Raw genomic sequence first — 22,377 nt, 5'->3', positions numbered from 1 at the left:
GGCAATTGCCCTATATTGCTCAAAAAACAGTTATTCTTTTAGTTTTAGTTCGAAGATAATTTTGACAATCAAAAAAGGAATAACCGCGAAAACATTGGCATATTCGACCATGAATTGCCATTTTTGAGCAGATAAAAACCAAATCAAAATGCCTAGCAATAGAGACAGATGCAGCGTGAGTATGCCGTTCGAGAAAATATCTTTGGCGTATCTTACTTTCGAATTAGTATAAAAAAGAAAGCCTTCTTTTAGTGTAAAAATGAATAGGCTCCCATTAAAATAAGGGTTTTTAAAACTAAAAATTTCAAAATTCAATCCTATCAAATCGAGTTCTTTCCAATCAATAATGACACCAAAAAAGACAATAATAAACACCAAATAAATACCCAACATAAAGAACCTTTCTTTATTGTTTCCAAGGAATTGAACCGCATTAGCTGTTGGAACTTTTTTGGAATAGTAAGCGATTCTATCAAAAACAGTCCGAATAAATTCGTCAAACCAAAACAAGTACAAAATGTAAAATACAGTGGTTTGTTTATGAATAATTTCCATAATGGTACATCCTGTCATAAGGACAATTGAACAGTAAGTAGCTATGGAATGAGTATTCGAATTCATTTTATGTTGTGCTATAAAAAACCACATTCGACTATTGTTCAGGCAAACACAACTGAACACGGGTTCCTGTATCTGATGACGTTAATTGTAATGTTGCTCCTATTTCGCGAGCTCTTTTTTTCATCGATAGCATTCCGTTACCTGCTTCAATAATAGTGGTGTCAAAACCAGTTCCATTGTCATGAATGGTGATTTCGAGTTGGTTATTTTTATTTTCAAAACGAACACTAATTTGGGTCGCTTTTGCATGTTTGACTGCATTGTTCACCGCTTCTTGAATAATTCGATACACATCAATACCCATTAAAGCATTAAAACATATTTCCTCTGATTGAGGAGGATGTGTGAATGAAAAAGTGATACCAATCAAAGAAGTTCGTGCCGCTTCAATAAAATTAGTCGTTCTTATTTTTAAGTCTTCAAAGGTGATGTGTTCCTTGTTCATAGCCCAAATGGTATCACGCAAATCCGTAATTGTGGAACGGGTAAAAGTACCTATCGCATCAAACTTGGAATACAATTTTTCCTTAGTAAAATCAAAATATTTCAAATTGTCCAATGACGAAATAATAAAGGTCAATTGCGCGCCAATATTATCATGCAAATCCTTAGAAATCGCCAGTCGTTGTTGCTGAAGATTGTTTTGATTTTCAATTTTGATTAACGCCTGTTTTAATTCGTTTTCTTTGATAATTTGTTTGTTTTTAAGTCGTTGTTGTTGGTACACTAAAAAACCTATCAACCCTAACAAAAAAGCCATGCCCGAAGCAAAATAAAACAATTTGTTTTTCTCTTTAATTCGGCGCTCACGTTCAGCGAGTTGATTTTTAGACTTAATTAACAAAGCATCTTTTTTGGCTGTTTGGTATTTTGTTTCCAATTCAAAAACAGCTTTGGCTTTTTCTTTTTCAAATAAGGTATCTTTAATCGCATTGTATTGTTGCGAAAACCAATAGGCTTTATCAAATTTATTCAAGCCGGCATAAGCTTTAGACAAGTTTTGCAATTGGGCTACTTTTAGTTTTTCAGCATTTGTCTTTTCAATATACACTAAAGCTTCATTGGATTGTTGAATACTTTCAGTATATCTTTTTTGCTTCAACAAACTTTTGGCATAAGCATTCAAAACATTCGCCACTTCATAAGCATTACCCGTTTCTTTATGACCAAGTATAGCCTCTTTAAATTTAGTTTCCGCTTGAGAATAATTCCCTAAACTATCCAGCGCCATGGCCATGTTCGAAACTGGGTACGGAAGGTAGTTTTTGAACCCTAAAGCTTGATATCCTTCAAATGCTTTAGCAGAATAGTGTATCGATTTTTCATATTGCTTTAAATTCAACAATACCGAACCCATATTACCATAGGTTGCCGTTTTCCCAAAATCATCGTTAATACTAGTATATATAACATTGGCTTTTTTGTAGTAGTTCAAAGCTTTGGCATACGACTTTTGTTCCTTATAAACGATTCCAATATTAGTCAAAACCATCGCTTGCTTGCTTGGACTGCCTTGACGTTCATACATTGACAAGGCCTTAAAATAATACGTCAAGGCAGTTTTTAAATCACCTAAAAACTCACTGCATATTCCTAAATTATTATAGCTGTCCCCAATTTCTAATGGACTGTTTATTTTTTGACGAAGTTGCAACGCTTGTTTATGAAATACAATAGCACTATCTAATAAGGTTTTGTGTTGGTAAGCGTTGGCTAACGTATTATATACTTGTGACAAAAGTGTATCATTGGGTATTTGTCGAGAAATTGCCAATGCTTTTTTAGCATAAACAAGCGCTTCATTGTTGTTTTGGTCGCTGGAATCATTCGCTTTTTGTATCCAATAATTCGCTTGTTTTTTGAGCTGTTGCAAAGGCATTTTTTCTTGAGCCAAAATTCCATGACACCAAAAACCTAAAAGCAGCAATAGGTACTTCCACTTGTTTCTTAACTCTAAATTACAGCTATTGCTATTCATACCAAGCAGATTAATTAAGACTATTATTTGGATTTTCTACGGTTATAAATTTGCTTAAAAATATAAAAAACAACCACTACAATAAGAACAACAGGTGCTATTATTCCTAAAATAATAATCATAAACGGAAAAGTTGACCAAATATCAAATGATACCTCATAAGGACTTTGAGGTTGTATTTTTTCAAAAGTGGAAGGTAATTTTTGATTGGAAAAATCATCTATTGCCTCAAATAAAATAGTTTCTTTTTCCAATACCTTTTCGAAATCAAAATTTTCGATTTGATGACCGTAAGTAACAACCAAATTATCTTTAGGCAAAGGTGAAAAAGCTGTTAACCCTCCCAAGAGTATCGGAGCATTAGAAGCTTTTTTAAACTGAAAATGTTCAGATAAGCCACGAATAGCTTTGTAACTTAAACCATCTCGCAATTGTATGGTAAAAGTAGCTTTTTCTATAGGTTGTTTCCATACTTTGCCTGATTCAAGGAGATAGGTAAACACATTCAAATAATCTCTAGAATACCCTCTTGCAACCTGTCCGTTATTGGTGTTTACAATGAAATAAACCGTAATTACATTTTCTTGTTGGGGCAAAAAATCCATCTGCCATGTTAACCAATTTTGGTTTGCAAACGTCATTACTTCATTCGTATCATCAAATTGATGTGTAAGGATAGGCAGCTCATTGCCATTGGACTTCACTTTGAATTTATAAATCGAATCCAAACTCACTTCATTGCTTTCTACTGCCCCACCATGATAAATTCCTTTGATGGGATATCCCATTTTAAAACTCAACTTATCTGAAGAGGTATTGACCATTTGGTAAACTCCTTTGACCACAGCATAGCCTTTGTACAACTGAATATAAATACGCTCTTCCCGCATTTGTATTTTTTTGTAAGCCAATGAATCTTCGGGAAACAACATGGTAAATGCCATTCCGCCACTATTATACACTCCGGGTTGGGAAACATTGGAGCATAAAATCCATAGTAGGGGCATTAAGATAAAAACGGGAAGGATTCTATTCATTTTGAATTGCATATAACGAAATTTCACTATTCCTAAAAATAAAAAAGCTGACCTCTTTTTTATCATTCAGTCAGCTTTTAAATCAAATCTAGGTGTTTTAATTTAGCATTTCATCAATGTGTGATTTAAGGAAAGCTATTCCACCTTTTAACACCCCTGCTTTATATTTTTCTACATCCACTGGTAAAACATAACTGTTAGAAACCGTAATATTGTTGGCTCTATACACTTTCCCAAAAGCCGTATTGGTACCTATGTAATCTTCATCATTTTTTGCCTCACTCTTAATAGTTTGCGTTTTGAAAGCTCCATCGATAACAATATCATTTTTAAGCGTTCCTATATAACTAACATCAGGCGACCCTCCAATAGGGTTACGTCCACAAGTGATGTCAATTTGGCTTTGTGCTGGAATATCCACTTGTTTTTTCTTCCCGATGGTTAAGGCTTGTAATTTGCTTATTTCTTTTTCATTGATGGCTTTGACATTGTCATAAGCAACAATACGCAATTGTGTTTCTACTTTTATATTGGCACTTTTATTTCTTTGAGCCCATGAGTTTTTATCTTCAATAAAAAACACAAACAATTCTACATTGGCCACCACTGCATCATCCAAATCTTTGGACAATTTAGAACCGTAATTCATTTTCAAGAAGTTTTCGTTTGAAGAATAAAAGGCATAATTACTCGGACGAACAGAGGCTACTCCTGGGAAAATGGTATAAGAAACGGGATAATTTTCTATGCGCTCTCTTCCTTTGAAGGCATCTGTTTTTTCATAATTTTTCCCATCAACAAATTCATAGCCTTTTGTTTTCAATTGATTTTTAAAATCAGCAAACAAATCATTGGTAATGTCTTTAAAATTTTCTTCGGTTAAATTATCCAATCCTAAAAAAAGTTTTGATTTGGCGTCACCCGTCAGTACACTTCCTAGCATTCCTCCTTTGGAAGTCTTCTCTTTTTGATTGTAAAACTGATAATGTACCACAAAATCGTTTACAAATACTTTTTTAGGTTTGTTTTTTAATTGTTTGGTTCCTCCAAAACTCTTAATCTTAAACTCATTAATTGTTTGAGCATTCGAAGTTAGAAAGGCTGTGAGCAGGAATAGAAAAAATAATTTTTTAAAAAAGGTTTTCATATTGGCATATTTAAAATTAGTTTAAACAAAATTCTAAATATGATTGCTGATGGGAAATAAGGCAATTGCCCTATTTTTTAAATAAAAAGAGGAAAATCAGAGCCTAATTTCCACTTTTGTTCCTTGCGAATTAGAATCCAATATCAACTGCCCTCCTATTTGAAGGATTCTTTTTTTCATATTATTCAATCCGTTTCCTTTGACAATAGTAGCACTGTCAAACCCAATTCCGTCATCTTGAATGGTAATTAGGAGTTGGTTTTCTTTTTCAGAAACCGTTATTGTAATCTGTCTTGCTTGTGCGTGTTTGAAAGCGTTGTGAACGGCTTCTTGTAACACCCTATAAATGTTCATGCCTTCAATGGAACTCAACTTTTTATTTCTTACATTTTTGTCAATCACAAAACTAAACTGAATTGCTTCGTTTGACATTTTTGCTTTAGCTATAAAATCATTGATACGCATTTCTAAATCTTCAAATAGCATTTCGTTGCTCTTCAATGCCCATACCGTATCTCCTAATTCCACGATGGTTTCCTTTGCAAATTGACTAATGGAATTCAATTTAGTTCCTAAATGTACATCCTCAATGGTATGCGCATACTGTATGTTTTCAACAGAGGACAAGATAAAAGTAAGCTGAGAACCTATATTATCATGCAAATCTCTCGAAATAGACAAACGTTGTTGCAACAATTCATTTTGATTTTCGATATGTGACAAAACATATTTGTATTCGGCTTCTTTATGCTTTTGAGAACTTTTGATGACAATAAATGAATAGATAGCCAAGATAATAATGGGAACAATTACTAAATCCCCAAAAACAATATATTCAGCATAAAATAATGTAGCGATTATGTAATAGAAAATAAAAATCACATTACAGAAAATCATATAATTCACAAAATCAGAAACCCATTCCTTTCTTAAAGTTAGTTGGATATCGTTCTCACTCACTTTAAATTTATTGAGAAATATTCGTAGATAAATAAAATAAAAAACGGAATGAAACAACACCAAATTATTCAAAATTGCCGTAGGCGTATGATTTCCTTGAATCATTTCGTCAAAATATTGTTTTTGCAATTCGTCAGGTATAAATAAATAATATAGACCTGCAACAAAAACCAATAATACAATCCAATAGTTTAAACTCCAATATTTAGGTAGTTTTTGTTCCAAAGTAAAATAAACGTATTGCAACAGCATAGGCCCGTACAACAATGCAAAACCAGAAATAGAAAACTGAATGAATACCAAATGATAATTGCCGTAATAATAGGTGATTAAATTAGAAAAACAGACTAAGATAATGTTCAAAAAGAAAAAGCAGAACGATAATCTTGCTTTGGGATTTTCTTTTTTGGTAATAAGGATAGAGACTACAATTAATGATAATATAAATATGACAAAACAATTAAGGTAAAGTATATTTGAATCCATAGGCATTACTTTAATCAAAACATAATTTCAAATAAACAAAATCCTTTGAGAAAATCATAATCAAAAGTTAAAAAACCATAAAAGGATATTTTTGGGTCAAAGTTTCAATTCGTTTTTGATTTTTGATAACAAATTGCTGATGAGACTCTGAATTGGGATTAAAAGGACGATGCAATAAGGCGGTTTGTATCTGTTGAACCTCTTTCATCACGGAAAATGAAGATTCAGAAATCGTGGCTTCTTTGAATCGTTCCCAGATATAATCAATCGCCACTTGACTTGGATGCAACATATCTGGAGCGTAAAAACGATAGTCACGCAATTCATCCATCATGATTTCGTAGCTACAAAAGTATTCAGTATTCAGTTTATAGTGTTCAGTATTCACTATTTCATAAATGGCTCGCAGTAATGATGCTTTACTTATATTGTTTTCAAAAAAACCATCTTTTATATGTCGAACTGGTGAAACGGTAAATATGAAATTGCAATTTGGATTAACAGACTGTATTACATCAATACTACTTTGAATACTACTCACAATAGTCTCTACAGATAACAATTCCTTAGTAAATTGTTTTTGAGGAACTTTATGGCAATTGGCCACGATTGTATTTCTTTCAATATGGCGATATACCCAGGCGGTCCCTAAAGTGATTACCACATGTGTGGCTTGCGTGATTTGGTTATAAAATCCATCTAATAATCCATTCAATTGATTAATCAATTCTTCTTCATCAGGATTTGACAATTCTGAATGCACTTCAAAACAATGCCCTAAATCGTTATGAAAAAAAACATCGTTATCCGTAAAATAGTCTTTGCGAACCGTACGTTGGATTAATTTTTCAATGGAGACAGGGTTGAAAATAATCCCAAAAGGATTAACTGTATTTTGGAATTTAAAATAGTCAAATTTCTGACTCATATTCTCCGCAAAGCAAGAACCTAGTGATAGTATTTTGGAATCATAATCAATAGGAAATTTACTTTTTAAGACAGGAACTTGAAGTCTGAAATCCATTGTAGGGTTAATAATGATAGGTTGTTTTCAAATTATAGGAAATGCCTTTGTGTGGAATACTTACCAACGAATTCTTCTCAATAGGGTAATTTCTCTTATCGTATTGGAACGTATTTTTATAAAAACTAGCTGACGAAATAATTTGTCCATCCTTTTCAACACTGGTTTCTACGGTACTGATAAGATAATTATTAGACGACATTAACTCTTCATGATCCAATAATTTATCATAGCCAACAATGTTGTGCAACGGATTTAATTTATAATCGTAATCATAATAGACGTTATATTTAGAAATAACACCCACTGCTTGATTATCTAAAACTCGTTCTTCTTTGATGATATTACCATTTTTGAAAGTCAGTACACCATGATGAATTTTAACCTTCAAATTCAAAGTACTGATATCAAATTTTTCATATGAAATAGTTCCGTCAGAATTATGGACATAATTTATCATATAATCTCCAGCTAATTTCACCTGTATCAACTTTCCATTTTCATAAAAGTACTCCACAGTAGTTTTAACTGAAGTCGTCTTATTTGTAATATCAATTGCGGTAATGAGACCAAGATTGTATTTGAATTCTTTAATAGTCGAATCGTCAACGATACTCGATATTTCGGCACCATTGTATGAAAAAGTAGTTATTTTAACGCTACCTCCATCAGTAGTTTCAACGATACTTTTTAAAAATTTTATCGAATCATCTTGGTCTTCGTGTGTACAAGATACAAGAACCAAGAAAACAACCGATAATAACCAAAATACATATTTAGTCTTGTTCATTTAAAAGATTTACTATTGCTACTAGCCTATTGAAAACGTTATATTTACATTTTAAAAAGCCAAAGATACAAAACACAATTCAATTTACTAATTAGTATTATTTTTCAACATTTAAAAATAAGTTCCTAAACCAAATGTGACAAAATCATATGTTGGAGTCGCTATTTTTAAATGTTCATAACCAAAAGAAAAGAAGTATTTTTTTCTATTAAACACACTTACCAACTCATAGGAATTAACAGGTTCAAAATTTATAGCACTCCATTTTGCTGAGCCCGAAAAACTAATAGTATTGTTTAAAAAATAATTAGCATTGATTCCGTAAGCAAATCCCATCTTCCTTACTTCATTACCTATATAAGTCGCTCCTATTCGCCAGCCTAAATCAAATTTCTCCATTCGAATCCTATCATAACAAATAGCAAAATCAGAGACAAAAAGAGTACTCGTATAATTACTAATCCTATTCTTTTCAAACAAATGCCGTAAATTTCCCTCAATATAAAAATATTTAATAGGCCTTAGTTTTACCTTTACATGATTCCCATATAAATTGTTAGTATTATAAAAAATCCTATTTTCAAGGTCTAAACGACATCTAGTCTTTGTAATACTATCTCGATTGGTATAATTGCCTATTGTATTTTCATTGTAATATGGATACTTTGATATTGAGTTGTATAAATGATTTTCATTATTATAATCACCAATAAAGGTGGCTTTTAATGATTCTATGAAAATAAATTCAAAAATATCTACAAAAATCACTGAAAAAAAACCCCTCTCCGCCGAAGAGTTAGCAATAGAATACCTATAACTATCTCTTGTACTCGATTTTTGAGTGAGCTCTTCCTTGGATTTTTCTGTTCTACTTTGACAATAAACGCTTTGCACAGATAGCATTAAAACTAGTGTGAAAATTTTATACTGTTTTTGTATTCCCGAAAAGACAGTTTCCAAAACCATTATAACATATTCAAAGTGATTACTTTACAAAGTTAATCGCTTTTTCTAATGCTTCTGAAATTCCCGCAATATTTTTCCCTCCTGCAGTAGCAAAAAACGGCTGTCCGCCTCCACCACCTTGGATGCATTTCCCTAATTCACGAACTACTTGTCCTGCGTTTAACCCTTTGTCAGCTACTAATTCTTTCGAAATATAGCAAGTCAACATTGGTTTTCCTTCGTCGGCTGTAGCCAAGACCAAGAACAAATTAGTTCCTAGATTTCCTAATTCGTAAGCCAAATCTTTTGCTCCTTCAGGATTCAAATCCACTTGTTTGGCTAAAAACTGGATTCCGTTTACTTCTTGCAATTCTTGAGCCAATTCGGCTTTCATGTTTTTAGCTTTGTCTTTCAACAAGGCTTCTAATTGCTTTTTCAGTTTCGCGTTTTCGTCTTGCAATGCTACTACCGCTTTGATAGTATCTTGCGGATTCTTCAAAGTAGCTTTGATTTCGCCCAACAAATTTTCTTGTGAAGCATAGAAATCTTTTACCGCTTGACTTGTAATCGCTTCCATACGACGAATTCCTGCTGCTACCGCTCCTTCAGAAACAATTTTGAAATGCCAAATTTCGGCTGTATTATTTACGTGGATTCCTCCACACAATTCCATACTGCTACCAAATTTAATCGCACGTACATTGTCGCCATATTTCTCACCAAACAATGCCATCGCTCCTTCGTCTAACGCTTGTTGGATTGGAATACTACGACGCTCGATTAATGGCAATTGCTCTTGAATTCTTTCATTTACAAAATCCTCTACCTGTTGCAGCTCTTCATCAGTCACTTTTGAAAAGTGTGAAAAGTCAAAACGCAAATAGTTTGGATTTACCAATGACCCTTTTTGCTCCACATGCGTTCCTAAAATAGTACGCAACGCTTGGTGCATTAAGTGAGTCGCCGAGTGATTCTTAGCCGTTGAAGCTCTCAAATCTGTATTTACCTTAGCAACAAAACTTGCATTAATATTTTCTGGTAATTGTTTTGCAAAATGCAAAATCAAGTTGTTTTCTTTTTTGGTATCGATGATTTCAATCGTTTCGTTAGCCGAAACCAAGGTACCTTTGTCACCAACCTGACCTCCACCTTCTGGATAGAAAGGCGTAGCATCAAGAACGATTTGGTACATCACCCCATCTTTCTTAGAATCTACTTTACGAATACGGGTGATTTTTACTTCGTTTTCTGCTTGGTCGTATCCTACGAAAGATTCTACATTTCCTTCTACTAGCACTTTCCAGTCATCAGTCGAAACTTCAGAAGCCGCGCGAGAACGTGATTTTTGTGCTTGCATCGAAGCTTCAAACTCCCCTTCGTTGAATGACATTCCTTTTTCTTTCAAAATCAAAGCGGTCAAGTCTTTTGGAAATCCAAAAGTATCATATAATTCAAAAGCCTTCACCCCCGAAACTTCAGTTCCTTTGGTTTCAGCCACTACATTTTCTAATAATTGCAACCCTTGATCTAAGGTTCTCAAGAAAGATGCTTCTTCCTCACGAATGACATTGGTAACCAAGGTTTGTTGTTTTTTGATTTCTGGGAAAAACTCTCCCATTTGGTCTGCCAAAACGGCTACTAATTCAAAGATAAATGGCTCTTTGGTATTCAAAAAGGTAAAACCATAACGAATAGCACGACGCAAAATTCGACGAATTACATAACCTGCACCAGTGTTTGATGGCAATTGTCCATCAGCAATAGCAAAGGCTACGGCACGCACATGATCCACAATCACACGGATGGCGATGTTGGATTGTATAGACAGGTCACGACCTGTCCGTACGTATTTCAATCCTGTAATTTGCTCCACTTTTTCGATTAGTGGCGTAAACACATCAGTATCATAATTTGAGGTTACATTTTGCATTGCCATACACAAACGCTCAAATCCCATTCCGGTATCTACGTGTTGTGCTGGTAATTTTTCTAAAGAACCATCGGCTTTACGGTTGAATTCCATAAATACGTTGTTCCAAATCTCCACTACTTGTGGATGATCCGCATTTACCAAACTGAAACCTGAAACTTCGGCTCTTTCTTCATCTGTACGCAAATCGATATGAATTTCAGAACAAGGTCCGCAAGGTCCTTGGTCTCCCATTTCCCAGAAGTTGTCTTTTTTGTTTCCTAAAATGATGCGATCTTCTGGAACAAATTGTTTCCAAATATCGAAAGCTTCTTGGTCAAAAGGCACATTCTCCGCTTCGTTTCCTTCAAAAACGGAAACGTACAAACGGTCTTTGTCTAATTTTAAAACTTCGGTCAAGAATTCCCAAGCCCAAGGCAAAGCTTCTTTCTTGAAATAATCACCAAAAGACCAGTTTCCTAACATTTCGAACATGGTATGGTGATAAGTATCAAAACCTACATCCTCTAAGTCATTATGTTTTCCTGAAACACGAAGACACTTTTGCGTATCGGTGATACGATTGCTTTTAGGTGTGGCGTTTCCTAAAAAATATTCTTTGAACTGTGCCATTCCTGAGTTGTTGAACATCAAGGTGGGATCGTCTTTTAATACTATAGGTGCCGAAGGAACAATTAAGTGCCCTTTGCTTTCAAAGAATTGTAAATACGCTTTGCGAATGTCTTGTGATTTCATTTATTAAAATTTGTTTAAAGTTTAAGGTTTAAAGTTTTCAACGTTTAAACCAACTTTAACTATTTGATTATTATTTTTTTTTGCCCCAGATAGCAGTGGAAAGCTTTGAGTTTAGGCAATCTATTTTTTTCTTGATGGTGCAGAGCGACCGGAGGAAGCTCCTGCAACAGCGTAGAAAAAAAGATTGCTAAACGAGAACTTGCAACGGATAGCTGGAATAGGCACTAATTATTTTTTATTCCGAAAAAAGCAGTGGTACGAATGAAACATTTATTAAATTTGTTCAACTAACCTTTTTGGACGTGCAAAAATAGGGTATTTTAAAATATGGCGAAAGTAAAATATTATTACGATTCTGAAAATCTGGCTTATCGAAAAATTAAAACCAAAAAAAGACACAAAATAGCTTATGCGATGTTGTTTTTGGTGGCTTCGGCTTTATTTGGTTTTTTATGTTTTGTGGCTTTATTGAACACGCCTTATTTTGACACCCCAAAAGACCGTTTGTTAATGCGTCAGATTGAAAATTTAAAACTGAATTATGACCTTTTAGACAAACGAATTGACGAATTAAACGAGGTAACAGCCGCTATTGAAGACCGCGACAACAACTTGTACCGCACCTATTTTAACATCTCACCTATTCCCACTGAAGAACGAAAATCAGGTATTAAAGACCCTGAGCGTTATGCAAAATTACAGGGGTATGACAATACCAAACTAGTTTTGAGTACTACCAAAAAAGTAGATGTTTTAGCCAAACAATTGACAGTTCAATCGAAGTCTTTGGACGCAATTTTGAAACTTGCGAAGGAGAAAAATAAATTATTGGCTGCCATTCCTGCCATTCAGCCAGTGCGAAATGAAAATCTAAAACGCATGGCATCAGGTTTCGGATATCGCACCGATCCCTTTACCAAAGCACGCAAAATGCATGAAGGAATGGACTTTACAGCCAAACAAGGCACTCCAATATACGCTACTGGCGACGGAAGTATTGCCCAGGCAAATGCCAATGCTTCAGGTTATGGCAATCATGTGGTGATTAGGCATGGTTATGGATATGAGACGCTCTATGCCCATCTAAGCAAATACAATTGTAGAGCGGGACAAAATGTAAAAAGAGGAGACGTGATAGGCTTTGTTGGCAGCACAGGCCGTTCAGAAGCACCGCATTTGCATTACGAAGTACATAAAGATGGTAAAGTGGTGAATCCGCTGAATTTTTATTACGGTAATATTTCGGCGGTGGAATATGTGGCGATTTCTAAATTAGCAAATCAAGAGAATCAATCGTTGGATTAAGGATTTCAGATTTGGGATTTGGAATTTGGAATTTGGAATTTGAGATTTGAGATTTAAAATTTAGGAATACCTTATATTATTAACATTGAAATTAAAAAACAGATTTTATACCTTGCAGGAAAAAACCTGAAACGTTAAACCTGAAACAAAAATTAAAGATGCACATAGAACTTTCTAAAGACAAACGATATTACAGCATTGGCGAGATTGCCAAAGCCTTTAATGTCAATGCTTCCCTAATACGTTTTTGGGATAGTGAGTTTGATATTTTGAAACCAAAGAAAAACGCCAAAGGCAATAGAATGTTTACTCCTGAGGATGTAACCAACTTACAACTAATCTATCATTTGGTTAAAGAAAGAGGTTTCACACTTGAAGGCGCCAAAACACATTTGAAAGAAGGACAAAAGAAAACCTTGGACAAATTTGAAATCATTCGAAAACTGGAAGCCATAAAAACACAGTTAACTAATATTAAAAACGAACTTTAATATTACAAATAAGCAAATAAACAGTTAAACAAATAAACAATTAAACATAAATAACATGGATTTTAAAAAATTTTTACCTTGGATTATTGTTGCAGTAATTATTTTTGCAGGTTACAGCTGGGTTAAAGGAATTAACAATACAGCCGTAACATTAAATCAAGATATTGAAGAATCTTGGGGAAATGTACAAACTTCTTATCAAAGACGAAATGACCTTATTGGAAACTTAGTGAACACCGTTAAAGGAGCAGCTGATTTTGAAAAAAGCACTTTGACCGCAGTAATCGAAGCTCGTGCTAAAGCAACTCAAACGACTGTTGACCCAACCAATATTACTCCAGAGCAATTAGAAGCTTTTAACAAAGCGCAAAGTGGCGTAAGCAGTTCGTTGTCACGCTTATTGGTAACCGTAGAGCAATATCCTGATTTGAAAGCCAACCAAAACTTCTTGAAATTACAAGACGAATTGGCTAGTACTGAAAACCAAATTCTGACAGCTAGAACACGTTTTAACGAATCTGTAAAACCATACAACACTCATATTAAAACCTTCCCAAACACATTGTTTGCTGGCATGTTTGGATTCCAAGAAAAAGCGTATTTCAATGCCGTTGAAGGTGCTGAAAAACCAGTAGAAGTAAAATTCTAAAAAAGATTTTTGATTTTTGATTAACGATTTTTGATTTCAGAAATACATCTTTGAAATCAAAATTAAAATCTTTCAAAACATTGAAAAAAATAACCATTAAGAGATTAAGTAACATTAAGATACATCAAACTTAACACTCTTAATTTCTTAATGGTAAAAAATATTTATTCTAATTTTGAGTGTATTTACACTTGAAACTAAAACTCCTTTGCATGTCAAAAGTAGAAGATTTTTTAACCCAAGAAGAGGAAGAAGCAATTGTAGAAGCCATTCGTTTAGCTGAAAAAGAAACTTCTGGCGAGATTCGAATTCATATCGAGAGAACAACTTCAAAAAAACCTTATGATAGAGCTTTGGAAGTTTTTCATAACTTAGGCATGGATGCTACCCAACTCAAAAATGGCGTTTTGATTTATCTTGCCGTTGATGATCATCATTTTGTGATTTGTGGCGACAAAGGAATTAACGATGTTGTACCTGATGATTTTTGGGATTGTACCAAAGATGCTATGGCATCCCAATTCAAAATTGGAAACTTCAAACAAGGATTGATTGACGGTGTCACCAGAGCTGGTGAACAACTACAAAAATACTTTCCTTACCATGAAGACAACACAAACGAATTATCAAACGAAATATCAAAAGGATAACTAATGAAAATTCCAAAAATGAAATACTCAAATTCCAAAGGGATTATTCAATATACTTTTCTGCTTGCTCTTTTTTTGATAACCAATGCGATTTTTTCGCAATTTACCATTCCCGAAATACCTAAATTCCAAACCTCTGTTTATGACTATGCCAATGTGCTGAGTAGTACTGAAAAGGCACAACTGGAAGAAAAACTCATTCGCTATTCTGACACCACTACAACCCAAATTGTCATTATTACTATTGAAAGCTTAAAAGGCGAAGATATAGGAATCCTAACTCCAAAATGGGCACACCAATGGGGAATTGGAGGAACTAAAAAAGATGATAACGGAGTACTTATTTTATTGGCGAAAGCCGAAAGAAAAATTTGGATTTCCCCAGGTTACGGACTCGAAGACCGATTAACAGCTGGTATAGGTGGCGAAATCACCCGAAACATTATCATTCCTGAATTTAAAGCCGGAAGTTATTATAACGGTCTCGACAAAGGTACCGATGCTATTATTGAGGTTTTCAAAGGAAAATACAAAGGAGAAAGAAAACAACAAAACAAAGAACAAGATTTTCCAATACTTCCATTTATCATTATCATCATTTTTATCATCATCCTAGCATCAAAAAATAAAGGTGGAGGAAGCGGTGGTAACTCTGGTAATCGTGGCGGTGGCCCTAGCCTACTTGATGTTATCCTGTTAAGCAGCTTAGGTCGCGGTGGCGGAGGCGGATTTGGCGGAGGTTCATCAGGTGGTTTTGGTGGCGGAGGTGGCTTCGGCGGAGGTTTTGGCGGCGGAGGATTCTCTGGCGGTGGTTCTGGTGGAAGTTGGTAACTTTTTTTTGATTATATCGATTTACTCTTATATTTGTATAAACACTTTATTAAATGCTTTCTCATAAATCTAAATACGCCTTAAAGGCTTTATTATTTCTTGCTGAAAAAGATGCTAGCCATATCGCCCGTACTATAGAAATTGCAGAAGGTGCTTCTATTCCAAAAAAATTTTTGGAACAAATTTTACTAGACTTAAAACGTGCCCATTTTGTCGGTAGCAAACAAGGTAAATACGGTGGTTATTACCTAATAAAACCCAAAAACGAAATTACATTGGCAGATATTCACCGTCTTTTTGACGGTGCTATCGCCTTACTCCCATGCGCTTCCCTTAATTTTTACGAACCTTGTTCTGACTGTACAAGTGAGACTGAATGTGCCTTAAGACATGGTTTAGTAACTATTCGTGAAGAAACATTAAAAGCCATGCAAGGCATCACTATTGGTTCATTAATTAAAAAATAAAATTATTTTTTCTTAAACTCTACTAATTATATAGAATTAATTATATATTTGCATCCGAAATCTTTTTAACAGACAAATGAAAATCAAACATTTCCTCTTTATTTTGGTGACTATCCTAAAACTAGGAACGGCAAATGCGCAAACAGCAGACGATATCCTTAAAGTATTAATACAAAAAGGACTAGTCAAACAAAAGGAAGCCGATTCTATTCGTGCTGATTACGCATTCAATCAACAAGCAAAACCAAAAGACAAAATATTTCAAGTTGACTTACAAATTAAAAATCGTTTTGAATATAGAGATGGCTATGGAAACATCCCTACTAGTTCTTCTATTCCTGCGGCCTTTGTTAATCAACGCAGCAGATTAAATTTCAGTTATCAACAAGCCAATTCATTAAATGCTTTTCTATCATTACAAGATGCACGTATTTGGGGATCACGCGATCCAAGAGGATTAGACGGAACGATTCAGTTATTTGAAGCTTATATAGAACCAACAATTACACCTAATTTTTCAATTAGAATAGGTCGTCAACGGATTGCAATTGATAATCAACGCCTTTTTGCCGAAAATGAATGGAGGGTAAATGGTAACACCTATGATGCTATTAATTTTAAATACAACAAAGGAAAATTGATTTCTGAACTAATTGGATCCTTCAACCAAACAGCTGAACGTCAATCTGGCACAGATTTCACTCCTACACAATTGAGCCTTACCCCTGGAAATGCAACTCCAAGTACATGGTCTAGTTACAAAGCACTTGCAGTAAATTATGCAAAATATGAATTCACACCCAAATTTACAGGAACAACAATTGTAGCTGCAGATGGTTATCAAAGTAAAACAGATACCGAGAAAATATTGTGGAGACTAACTTATGGAGGTCGTTTAGAGTACACCCAAGGGAATTGGTACACTACTACAAGCGGATATCTTCAATCTGGTCGAAATACTACAGACAAAACAATTAAAGCTTGGTACCTGCAACCCGAAATCAAATATACTATCCCTAAAAGTCTAACAATACGTTTGGGAGCTGAAATTTTAAGTGGCGATAGAGGTACTGTTGAAACTGTTGATCATAATTTTGTGCCGCTATACGGAGTTGCTCACCGCTTTAATGGATTTATGGATTTCTTTATCAAATTCCCAACAGACTTAAATAATTCAGGATTAACAAACCCTTATTTATTTATATCAAAAACAATTAGCCCAAAATTGGAAATAAGCTCTAACAGCCATTTGTTTTACACTCAAAAAACTGCTGTTACTGCAACCAATCAAGAACTTACAAAATACATGGGATATGAACATGATTTAATGCTTAGCTACAAACCAAATAGCTATACACATATCGAAACCGGATTTTCTTTTGCGTTGCCAACAGAAACTATGACAGCAATAAAAAAATCAGGAGATGCTACCAAAATCCCTAATTGGGTTTATGTACAGGCAAAATTTACTCCTAAATTATTCAAAACAGCCTTTAACTAAAAACCATTTCAAAACTTTCACCCCTCTGTTCTATCACGATCCTTCTCTTTACTATCTTTTTTAGAATCGGATTTGGAGTTAGGAATTTCTTTTAGCCCTCCAAAATTCTTTACCTTGTAAATTAAAGAGAACATCGCATAACGCTTCAAAACGGTATTTTCCTCATCTCGTATTGAAGTATCTGTAATAGACCTTGAATACCCTTGATTTTGATCTAGGACATCGTAGACTTTCAATCGTGCCGTCAATGTTTTATCCAAAAACGTATAACCTAAACTCATATTCCATAAATAAAAATCGTTCTTATACGCTCCTCCTGAATTGGAGTTGTAATTGTAACCAAAGTCGTTACTTAAAACCCAATTTTCAACAATATAATTTGTTGTCCTTAGATTCATTTTATGGATAACATTTGAACGAGAGTCGATGGAATAATTTTTATACTTTGATTCATTATATGAAAAACTATAAGAAGGAGCAATATTAAAAACCTTACCATAGTTATAGGACAAATAAACCTTAGGAGCAATAGACAACGTGTTAGCATCATAAAACACATTATTCACAAAACCTTTATCAAGTCCGTATGTCGTATTAAATCCTAAACCATAGCGATAAGTATCTCCCTCTTTTTTAATATAATTATTCCAATTTGCGCCTAAGGAAGCATTGTAAATATCATTAATATTAGCAAAAGTAGTTTGACTTGTACCATCTTCAGCATATACGCGGGTCGAGATAATATCACTATCAATAATATCCGCTTTCATATAAATACTATAACCCGAACGTTTTTTGACATTGTAGTTTCTAAAACTAAAATTGAAAAGGTGTTTTTTAATTGGATCCAAATCAGGATTACCAATCACGGTATTTACTGTACTACTTATATCCAAAACAGGCAATAACTGGTAAGCCGTTGGCAGATTTACTCTATAATCATATTTCATCAATGCATAATTAGAACGGTCTATTTTATACTTCAACTGCGTATGCCATTCAGGTATAAAATAATTTGCTTTCAAATTCGTCTCCTTACCCAAATACATCGACAAGTTATCATAATTGACTAAGAAGGTATTATTTCGAATATTAAAAGAAAAGACTTTATTATCATAAAAAACTCCCATCTTAGGTGCAATTGCATGTTGCTTTGAAGCCACATAACTGGACTGTCTATCATTGAAAAGAGAATAAGAATTAGAGGATTCATCAAAATTAAAAGTTTTTTCATCCGTCACTTTGTTATCCCAACGGTAATCGGCACCCACTCTAAAACGTAGCACATCAGAAACTGGTTCCGTAAATTCGGCACTTACATAATAATAATCACGCTTTATTTGATTATCATTCTTTTGATTACGCAAGATAATATTTCCTGTTTTAAATGATTCTGTAGTTGAATTATTGAAGGCTATATTTTCATTATCTGAATTATTATTAGTTATCGACAAATTTAAATTTCTACGTTTTTTCTGAAAATTCTTATTGACATTAATTTGGTTATCAAAATTAATCCCATTTGTAGTTTTCAGCGTTGTTCCTTTATTCTCATTTAGCAAAACTCCATCACCATCAGTTGTACTACTGAAAGACTTTCCTTCATTTTCATAATTTGATTTTCTCAACCTTGGCTCAAACGAAATCTGAGTAGTATTAGTTGGTTTATAGTTTAATTCGAAATTAACTTTGTGATTGTTGTTCTCAATTCTTGCTTCGGAATCCGATTGAGTAACTAAATTTCCTGTAGGCAAAAAACGCTGTAAAGTTGATGTTTTTTTATTTTTGTTGATACTATTATTATAAGAGTAATCACCTGTGGTTTCTAACTTATCCGACCATTCATTAAAGTAATTCAATCCAGCTAAATTCGATTGGGTAATTCCTTTTCTCGAAATAGCAACACCTACATCATTGCTTCCTTTATTTTTATCATCACCAAATGCTTCGTCTATCGAAAACCCTGATAAATTGATATTATTAACAGAGCCTACAGCACTAATACGCTGTTTTTGGTCAAATTGATTCAACAAAAAACTCCCTTCATACCGATCATCAGTACCATAACCTCCAAGAAATTTCCCAAAATACCCTTTATTTTTCTTTTCGTCAATAGTCAAATTGATACTTAAAAAATCAGAAGCTGCATCTTCGCCCGCCAGCTCTTCTTTCTTTGTTTTAAAGTCAGAAACTTGAATTTTATTGATAATATCAGCTGGTAAATTTTGCAATGCAATCGCTCCATCCTTTCCAAAAAACGCCTTTCCGTTGACCAAAATCTGTGTAACTTCTTTACCATTAACTGTGATTTTACCCTCATCATCAAACTGAAATCCAGGTAATTCTTTTAGCACGGCATCTACATTATCATCAGGTCTTACTTTATAAGAGGAAGCGTTATATTCTAACGTATCTTGTTTTACTACCATAGGCGGAGCAGCCGATTTGATAATCACATCATTCAAAACATTTTCGGTTCCAAATAGATAAATAGCCCCAAAATCCTTATTCTCAACTATCCCTGACAACTCGTCTCTGTAATTTTCATGACCTACAAAAGAGACATTAAAGAATACTGGCTTCTCGTATTTCTTCAATCTTATTTTAAAAAGCCCTTTATTATCTGTTGTTGTAGAGCCTAATTTTAAAGAATCCCTATTGGCCGAGAAAAATACATTTGCAGACTCTAAGGGTTGTTGGGTATTAATATCTAAAATTTGCCCTTGAATAGTATAGCTATCTTGCGCAAAAGTGGCGAAAGTAAAAAACAGAAAAATGTATATAAAATGGTTCTTGAACATGGTTTTGTTATAATAATAGTATTTTATGACAACATAAATTGCAAAAGGTTTAATTCAAAAAAAACTTTTAACCAAAATAGAATTTACTCAGTGATTAAATACTGATTGACTACAAACGTAGAAGCCGAATTGGATTATTTAATTATATTTCAACAACGGTAAAAAGGCATTAATTATTACATTCCTAACATTATCCGTATGAGTGTATTTCTTAAAGCTAAAATTCAATTAACAAAATCCAAACTCTCAATATTCACAACTCCTCCATTACAGATTAATTATCAATACTTTAACTCATATTCTAAATTAAACCCTGTAACTTTAAGAGAAAATAAAGTCATGAAAAATTTTGCTATTAAACTCGTATGGTTTACTACAGCATATGTCTTTATATTTGCTGGCTTAAATCAAACGGACATCTCTTTGAGAATTATAATCGGTATGCACATTATTGGTGTATTTTTGATTCCTTTTATGGTCTATACTGTCCTGACAGACAATTACACCACAACCAAAACTTTTAAGGATTGGTACGAAGACCATGAAATAAAAACTCTAGACAACGAAGAAACAGATTGAGTCCTTTCCTTTAAACGCTACAACAACTTAAAACCATAAAAAAATCCCGATGAACTCGGGATTTTAACTTTATTTTTCTCTGATATAAATATCTATTGGCACTCCTGAAAAATCCCAATTTTCTCTAATCTTATTCTCTAGGTAACGTTTATACGGTTCTTTAACATACTGCGGCAAGTTGGCAAAAAACACAAACTGAGGTGTTGGTGATGGCAATTGCATACAATATTTTATTTTCACATACTTCCCTTTAGTCGCTGGCGGCGGATAAGCTTCTATTATTTTCAACATATACTCATTGAATTTTGAAGTTGCAATACGCTGTTGACGGTTTTCATATACTTTTACTGTAGCCTCAAGCGCTTTCAATAAACGTTGTTTGGTTAATGCCGAAACAAACAAAATAGGCACATCGGTAAAAGGCATCAATTCTTTTCGGATTTTCTCTTCGTAATCACGTGTTGACATGGTGTCTTTTTCGACCAAATCCCATTTGTTTACCAAAATCACTACTCCTTTTCGGTTTTTTTCGGCCAACCAAAAAATACTTTGATCCTGTCCTTCAAAACCACGAGTCGCATCGATAATCAAAATACAAATATCCGCATGCTCAATAGCACGCACAGAACGCATCACCGAGTAAAACTCTAAGTCTTCTTTTACCTTAGCCTTACGACGAATTCCCGCTGTATCCACTAAGTTAAATTCAAACCCAAAACGGTCAAACTTTGTATCAATCGCATCACGAGTTGTTCCTGCAATATCAGTAACAATATATCTGTCTTTACCAATCAATGCATTGATAAAACTAGATTTCCCAGCATTCGGACGTCCTACAACGGCAAAACGTGGCAAGTCTGACACATCTTCTACCTCTGGTTTTTCAGGAAAAGCTTCGATTAAAGCATCTAATAAATCCCCTGTTCCACTTCCTGAAATACTCGCAAAAGTGTAATATTCACCTAAACCAAGATTATAAAATTCTACCGCGTCTTTTTCACGCATCGCATTATCTACTTTGTTCACGGCTAACAACACTGGCTTGGTTACTTTACGCAACAACTTCGCTACAGCATCATCCATTGGAGTAATTCCTTCCTCAACATCCACCACAAAAATAATCACATCAGCTTCGTCAATGGCCAATTCTACCTGCTTGCGAATCTCTCCTTCAAACACATCGTCAGAACCACGTACATATCCACCCGTATCAATTACAGAGAATTCCTTTCCGTTCCACTCACTTTTTCCGTAATTTCTATCACGTGTAACCCCCGAAACCGAGTCAACAATCGCCTCTCTTCTTTGAATCAAACGATTAAAAAGAGTCGATTTCCCTACATTTGGTCTTCCTACTATGGCAACAATATTATTTGTCATGCTTATTTTAACTTTTTGCAAAGGTAGTCAAAAAAGTGGCTAAGTCACTAAGCTACGCAATTGCTAGATT

Annotated in this window: 19 protein-coding genes; 8 read left to right on the top strand and 11 right to left on the bottom strand. The window is 34.1% G+C overall.

All coding sequences use genetic code 11. The features are described 5' to 3' along the window. Positions 1–30 precede the first annotated feature (30 nt). From SLW70_RS06670 to alaS, 9 genes are all read right to left on the bottom strand, one after another. Positions 31–621, bottom strand: coding sequence for a hypothetical protein (locus SLW70_RS06670; protein WP_320891300.1), 591 nt, complete (start codon positions 619–621; stop codon positions 31–33). Positions 622–652: 31 nt separating this feature from the next. Next, a complete protein-coding gene (locus SLW70_RS06665; protein ID WP_320891299.1) occupies positions 653–2,599 on the bottom strand; it encodes a tetratricopeptide repeat protein in 1,947 nt (648 codons plus the stop codon). Between the two features lie 23 nt (positions 2,600–2,622). Then, positions 2,623–3,702 (bottom strand): hypothetical protein, encoded by a 1,080-nt coding sequence (locus tag SLW70_RS06660; RefSeq protein ID WP_320891298.1) that lies wholly within the window; start codon positions 3,700–3,702, stop codon positions 2,623–2,625. A 31-nt stretch (positions 3,703–3,733) separates the two neighbouring features. Beyond that, positions 3,734–4,783, bottom strand: coding sequence for a hypothetical protein (locus SLW70_RS06655; RefSeq protein ID WP_320891297.1), 1,050 nt, complete (start codon positions 4,781–4,783; stop codon positions 3,734–3,736). Positions 4,784–4,879: 96 nt separating this feature from the next. Continuing rightward, complete coding sequence (locus tag SLW70_RS06650) at positions 4,880–6,229, bottom strand: sensor histidine kinase (protein WP_320891296.1); 1,350 nt, start codon at positions 6,227–6,229, stop codon at positions 4,880–4,882. A 67-nt stretch (positions 6,230–6,296) separates the two neighbouring features. Then, a complete protein-coding gene (locus tag SLW70_RS06645) occupies positions 6,297–7,253 on the bottom strand; it encodes a GSCFA domain-containing protein (RefSeq protein ID WP_320891295.1) in 957 nt (318 codons plus the stop codon). Between the two features lie 7 nt (positions 7,254–7,260). Beyond that, positions 7,261–8,043: a hypothetical protein gene (locus tag SLW70_RS06640; protein ID WP_320891294.1), complete on the bottom strand. Its 783-nt coding sequence runs from the start codon at positions 8,041–8,043 to the stop codon at positions 7,261–7,263. A 111-nt stretch (positions 8,044–8,154) separates the two neighbouring features. Then, on the bottom strand, positions 8,155–8,946 hold the full coding sequence (locus SLW70_RS06635; RefSeq protein WP_320891293.1) for a hypothetical protein: 792 nt from the start codon (positions 8,944–8,946) through the stop codon (positions 8,155–8,157). 82 nt (positions 8,947–9,028) lie between these two features. Continuing rightward, a complete protein-coding gene (gene alaS / locus SLW70_RS06630; RefSeq protein ID WP_320891291.1) occupies positions 9,029–11,653 on the bottom strand; it encodes an alanine--tRNA ligase in 2,625 nt (874 codons plus the stop codon). Positions 11,654–11,980: 327 nt separating this feature from the next. On the opposite strand from alaS, the gene SLW70_RS06625 reads away from it, so the two are divergent. The 7 genes from SLW70_RS06625 (at position 11,981) to SLW70_RS06595 (ending at position 17,547) form a co-directional block, all read left to right on the top strand. Beyond that, on the top strand, positions 11,981–12,958 hold the full coding sequence (locus SLW70_RS06625) for a peptidoglycan DD-metalloendopeptidase family protein (protein ID WP_320891290.1): 978 nt from the start codon (positions 11,981–11,983) through the stop codon (positions 12,956–12,958). A gap of 158 nt (positions 12,959–13,116) precedes the next feature. Continuing rightward, entirely contained in the window at positions 13,117–13,449 is a 333-nt protein-coding gene (locus SLW70_RS06620) for a MerR family transcriptional regulator (protein ID WP_320891289.1), read from the top strand. Between the two features lie 55 nt (positions 13,450–13,504). Continuing rightward, positions 13,505–14,098, top strand: coding sequence for a LemA family protein (locus SLW70_RS06615; protein WP_320891288.1), 594 nt, complete (start codon positions 13,505–13,507; stop codon positions 14,096–14,098). Positions 14,099–14,310: 212 nt separating this feature from the next. Further along, the gene (locus SLW70_RS06610) at positions 14,311–14,748 is read left to right on the top strand and encodes a TPM domain-containing protein (RefSeq protein WP_320891286.1); all 438 of its coding nucleotides are present in this window, start codon (positions 14,311–14,313) and stop codon (positions 14,746–14,748) included. A gap of 3 nt (positions 14,749–14,751) precedes the next feature. Beyond that, entirely contained in the window at positions 14,752–15,579 is an 828-nt protein-coding gene (locus tag SLW70_RS06605) for a TPM domain-containing protein (RefSeq protein WP_320891285.1), read from the top strand. Positions 15,580–15,632: 53 nt separating this feature from the next. After that, positions 15,633–16,046 carry an Rrf2 family transcriptional regulator gene (locus SLW70_RS06600; RefSeq protein WP_320891284.1) on the top strand — a complete coding sequence of 138 codons (414 nt, stop codon included), beginning with the start codon at positions 15,633–15,635 and terminating at the stop codon, positions 16,044–16,046. A 76-nt stretch (positions 16,047–16,122) separates the two neighbouring features. Beyond that, entirely contained in the window at positions 16,123–17,547 is a 1,425-nt protein-coding gene (locus SLW70_RS06595; protein ID WP_320891283.1) for an alginate export family protein, read from the top strand. A 17-nt stretch (positions 17,548–17,564) separates the two neighbouring features. Here SLW70_RS06595 and SLW70_RS06590 read toward each other — a convergent pair whose 3' ends face one another. Beyond that, a complete protein-coding gene (locus SLW70_RS06590; protein WP_320891282.1) occupies positions 17,565–20,348 on the bottom strand; it encodes an outer membrane beta-barrel protein in 2,784 nt (927 codons plus the stop codon). Between the two features lie 198 nt (positions 20,349–20,546). Here SLW70_RS06590 and SLW70_RS06585 point away from each other — a divergent pair, with 198 nt between their 5' ends. Then, the gene (locus SLW70_RS06585) at positions 20,547–20,927 is read left to right on the top strand and encodes a hypothetical protein (RefSeq protein WP_320891280.1); all 381 of its coding nucleotides are present in this window, start codon (positions 20,547–20,549) and stop codon (positions 20,925–20,927) included. Between the two features lie 69 nt (positions 20,928–20,996). Here the strand turns inward: SLW70_RS06585 and der are convergent, their stop codons facing one another. Continuing rightward, a complete protein-coding gene (der, locus tag SLW70_RS06580) occupies positions 20,997–22,307 on the bottom strand; it encodes a ribosome biogenesis GTPase Der (RefSeq protein WP_320891278.1) in 1,311 nt (436 codons plus the stop codon). Between the last annotated feature and the right edge of the window lie 70 nt (positions 22,308–22,377).

This window comes from Flavobacterium sp. NG2, from assembly GCF_034119845.1.
GTDB lineage: Bacteria > Bacteroidota > Bacteroidia > Flavobacteriales > Flavobacteriaceae > Flavobacterium.
The sequence above is the reverse complement of the archived record's forward strand: the minus strand, read 5'-3'. Positions and strand labels throughout refer to the sequence as shown.

Coding starts and splice junctions, on each gene's coding strand:
- SLW70_RS06610 (WP_320891286.1), top strand. CDS start 14,311: ATGTCAAAAGTAGAAGATTTTTTAACCCAAGAAGAGGAAGAAGCAATT.
- SLW70_RS06665 (WP_320891299.1), bottom strand. CDS start 2,599: ATGAATAGCAATAGCTGTAATTTAGAGTTAAGAAACAAGTGGAAGTAC.
- SLW70_RS06660 (WP_320891298.1), bottom strand. CDS start 3,702: ATGATAAAAAAGAGGTCAGCTTTTTTATTTTTAGGAATAGTGAAATTT.
- SLW70_RS06590 (WP_320891282.1), bottom strand. CDS start 20,348: ATGTTCAAGAACCATTTTATATACATTTTTCTGTTTTTTACTTTCGCC.
- SLW70_RS06620 (WP_320891289.1), top strand. CDS start 13,117: ATGCACATAGAACTTTCTAAAGACAAACGATATTACAGCATTGGCGAG.
- SLW70_RS06615 (WP_320891288.1), top strand. CDS start 13,505: ATGGATTTTAAAAAATTTTTACCTTGGATTATTGTTGCAGTAATTATT.
- der (WP_320891278.1), bottom strand. CDS start 22,307: ATGACAAATAATATTGTTGCCATAGTAGGAAGACCAAATGTAGGGAAA.
- alaS (WP_320891291.1), bottom strand. CDS start 11,653: ATGAAATCACAAGACATTCGCAAAGCGTATTTACAATTCTTTGAAAGC.
- SLW70_RS06650 (WP_320891296.1), bottom strand. CDS start 6,229: ATGGATTCAAATATACTTTACCTTAATTGTTTTGTCATATTTATATTA.
- SLW70_RS06595 (WP_320891283.1), top strand. CDS start 16,123: ATGAAAATCAAACATTTCCTCTTTATTTTGGTGACTATCCTAAAACTA.
- SLW70_RS06625 (WP_320891290.1), top strand. CDS start 11,981: ATGGCGAAAGTAAAATATTATTACGATTCTGAAAATCTGGCTTATCGA.
- SLW70_RS06645 (WP_320891295.1), bottom strand. CDS start 7,253: ATGGATTTCAGACTTCAAGTTCCTGTCTTAAAAAGTAAATTTCCTATT.
- SLW70_RS06600 (WP_320891284.1), top strand. CDS start 15,633: ATGCTTTCTCATAAATCTAAATACGCCTTAAAGGCTTTATTATTTCTT.
- SLW70_RS06585 (WP_320891280.1), top strand. CDS start 20,547: ATGAGTGTATTTCTTAAAGCTAAAATTCAATTAACAAAATCCAAACTC.
- SLW70_RS06655 (WP_320891297.1), bottom strand. CDS start 4,783: ATGAAAACCTTTTTTAAAAAATTATTTTTTCTATTCCTGCTCACAGCC.
- SLW70_RS06670 (WP_320891300.1), bottom strand. CDS start 621: ATGAATTCGAATACTCATTCCATAGCTACTTACTGTTCAATTGTCCTT.
- SLW70_RS06635 (WP_320891293.1), bottom strand. CDS start 8,946: ATGCTATCTGTGCAAAGCGTTTATTGTCAAAGTAGAACAGAAAAATCC.
- SLW70_RS06605 (WP_320891285.1), top strand. CDS start 14,752: ATGAAAATTCCAAAAATGAAATACTCAAATTCCAAAGGGATTATTCAA.
- SLW70_RS06640 (WP_320891294.1), bottom strand. CDS start 8,043: ATGAACAAGACTAAATATGTATTTTGGTTATTATCGGTTGTTTTCTTG.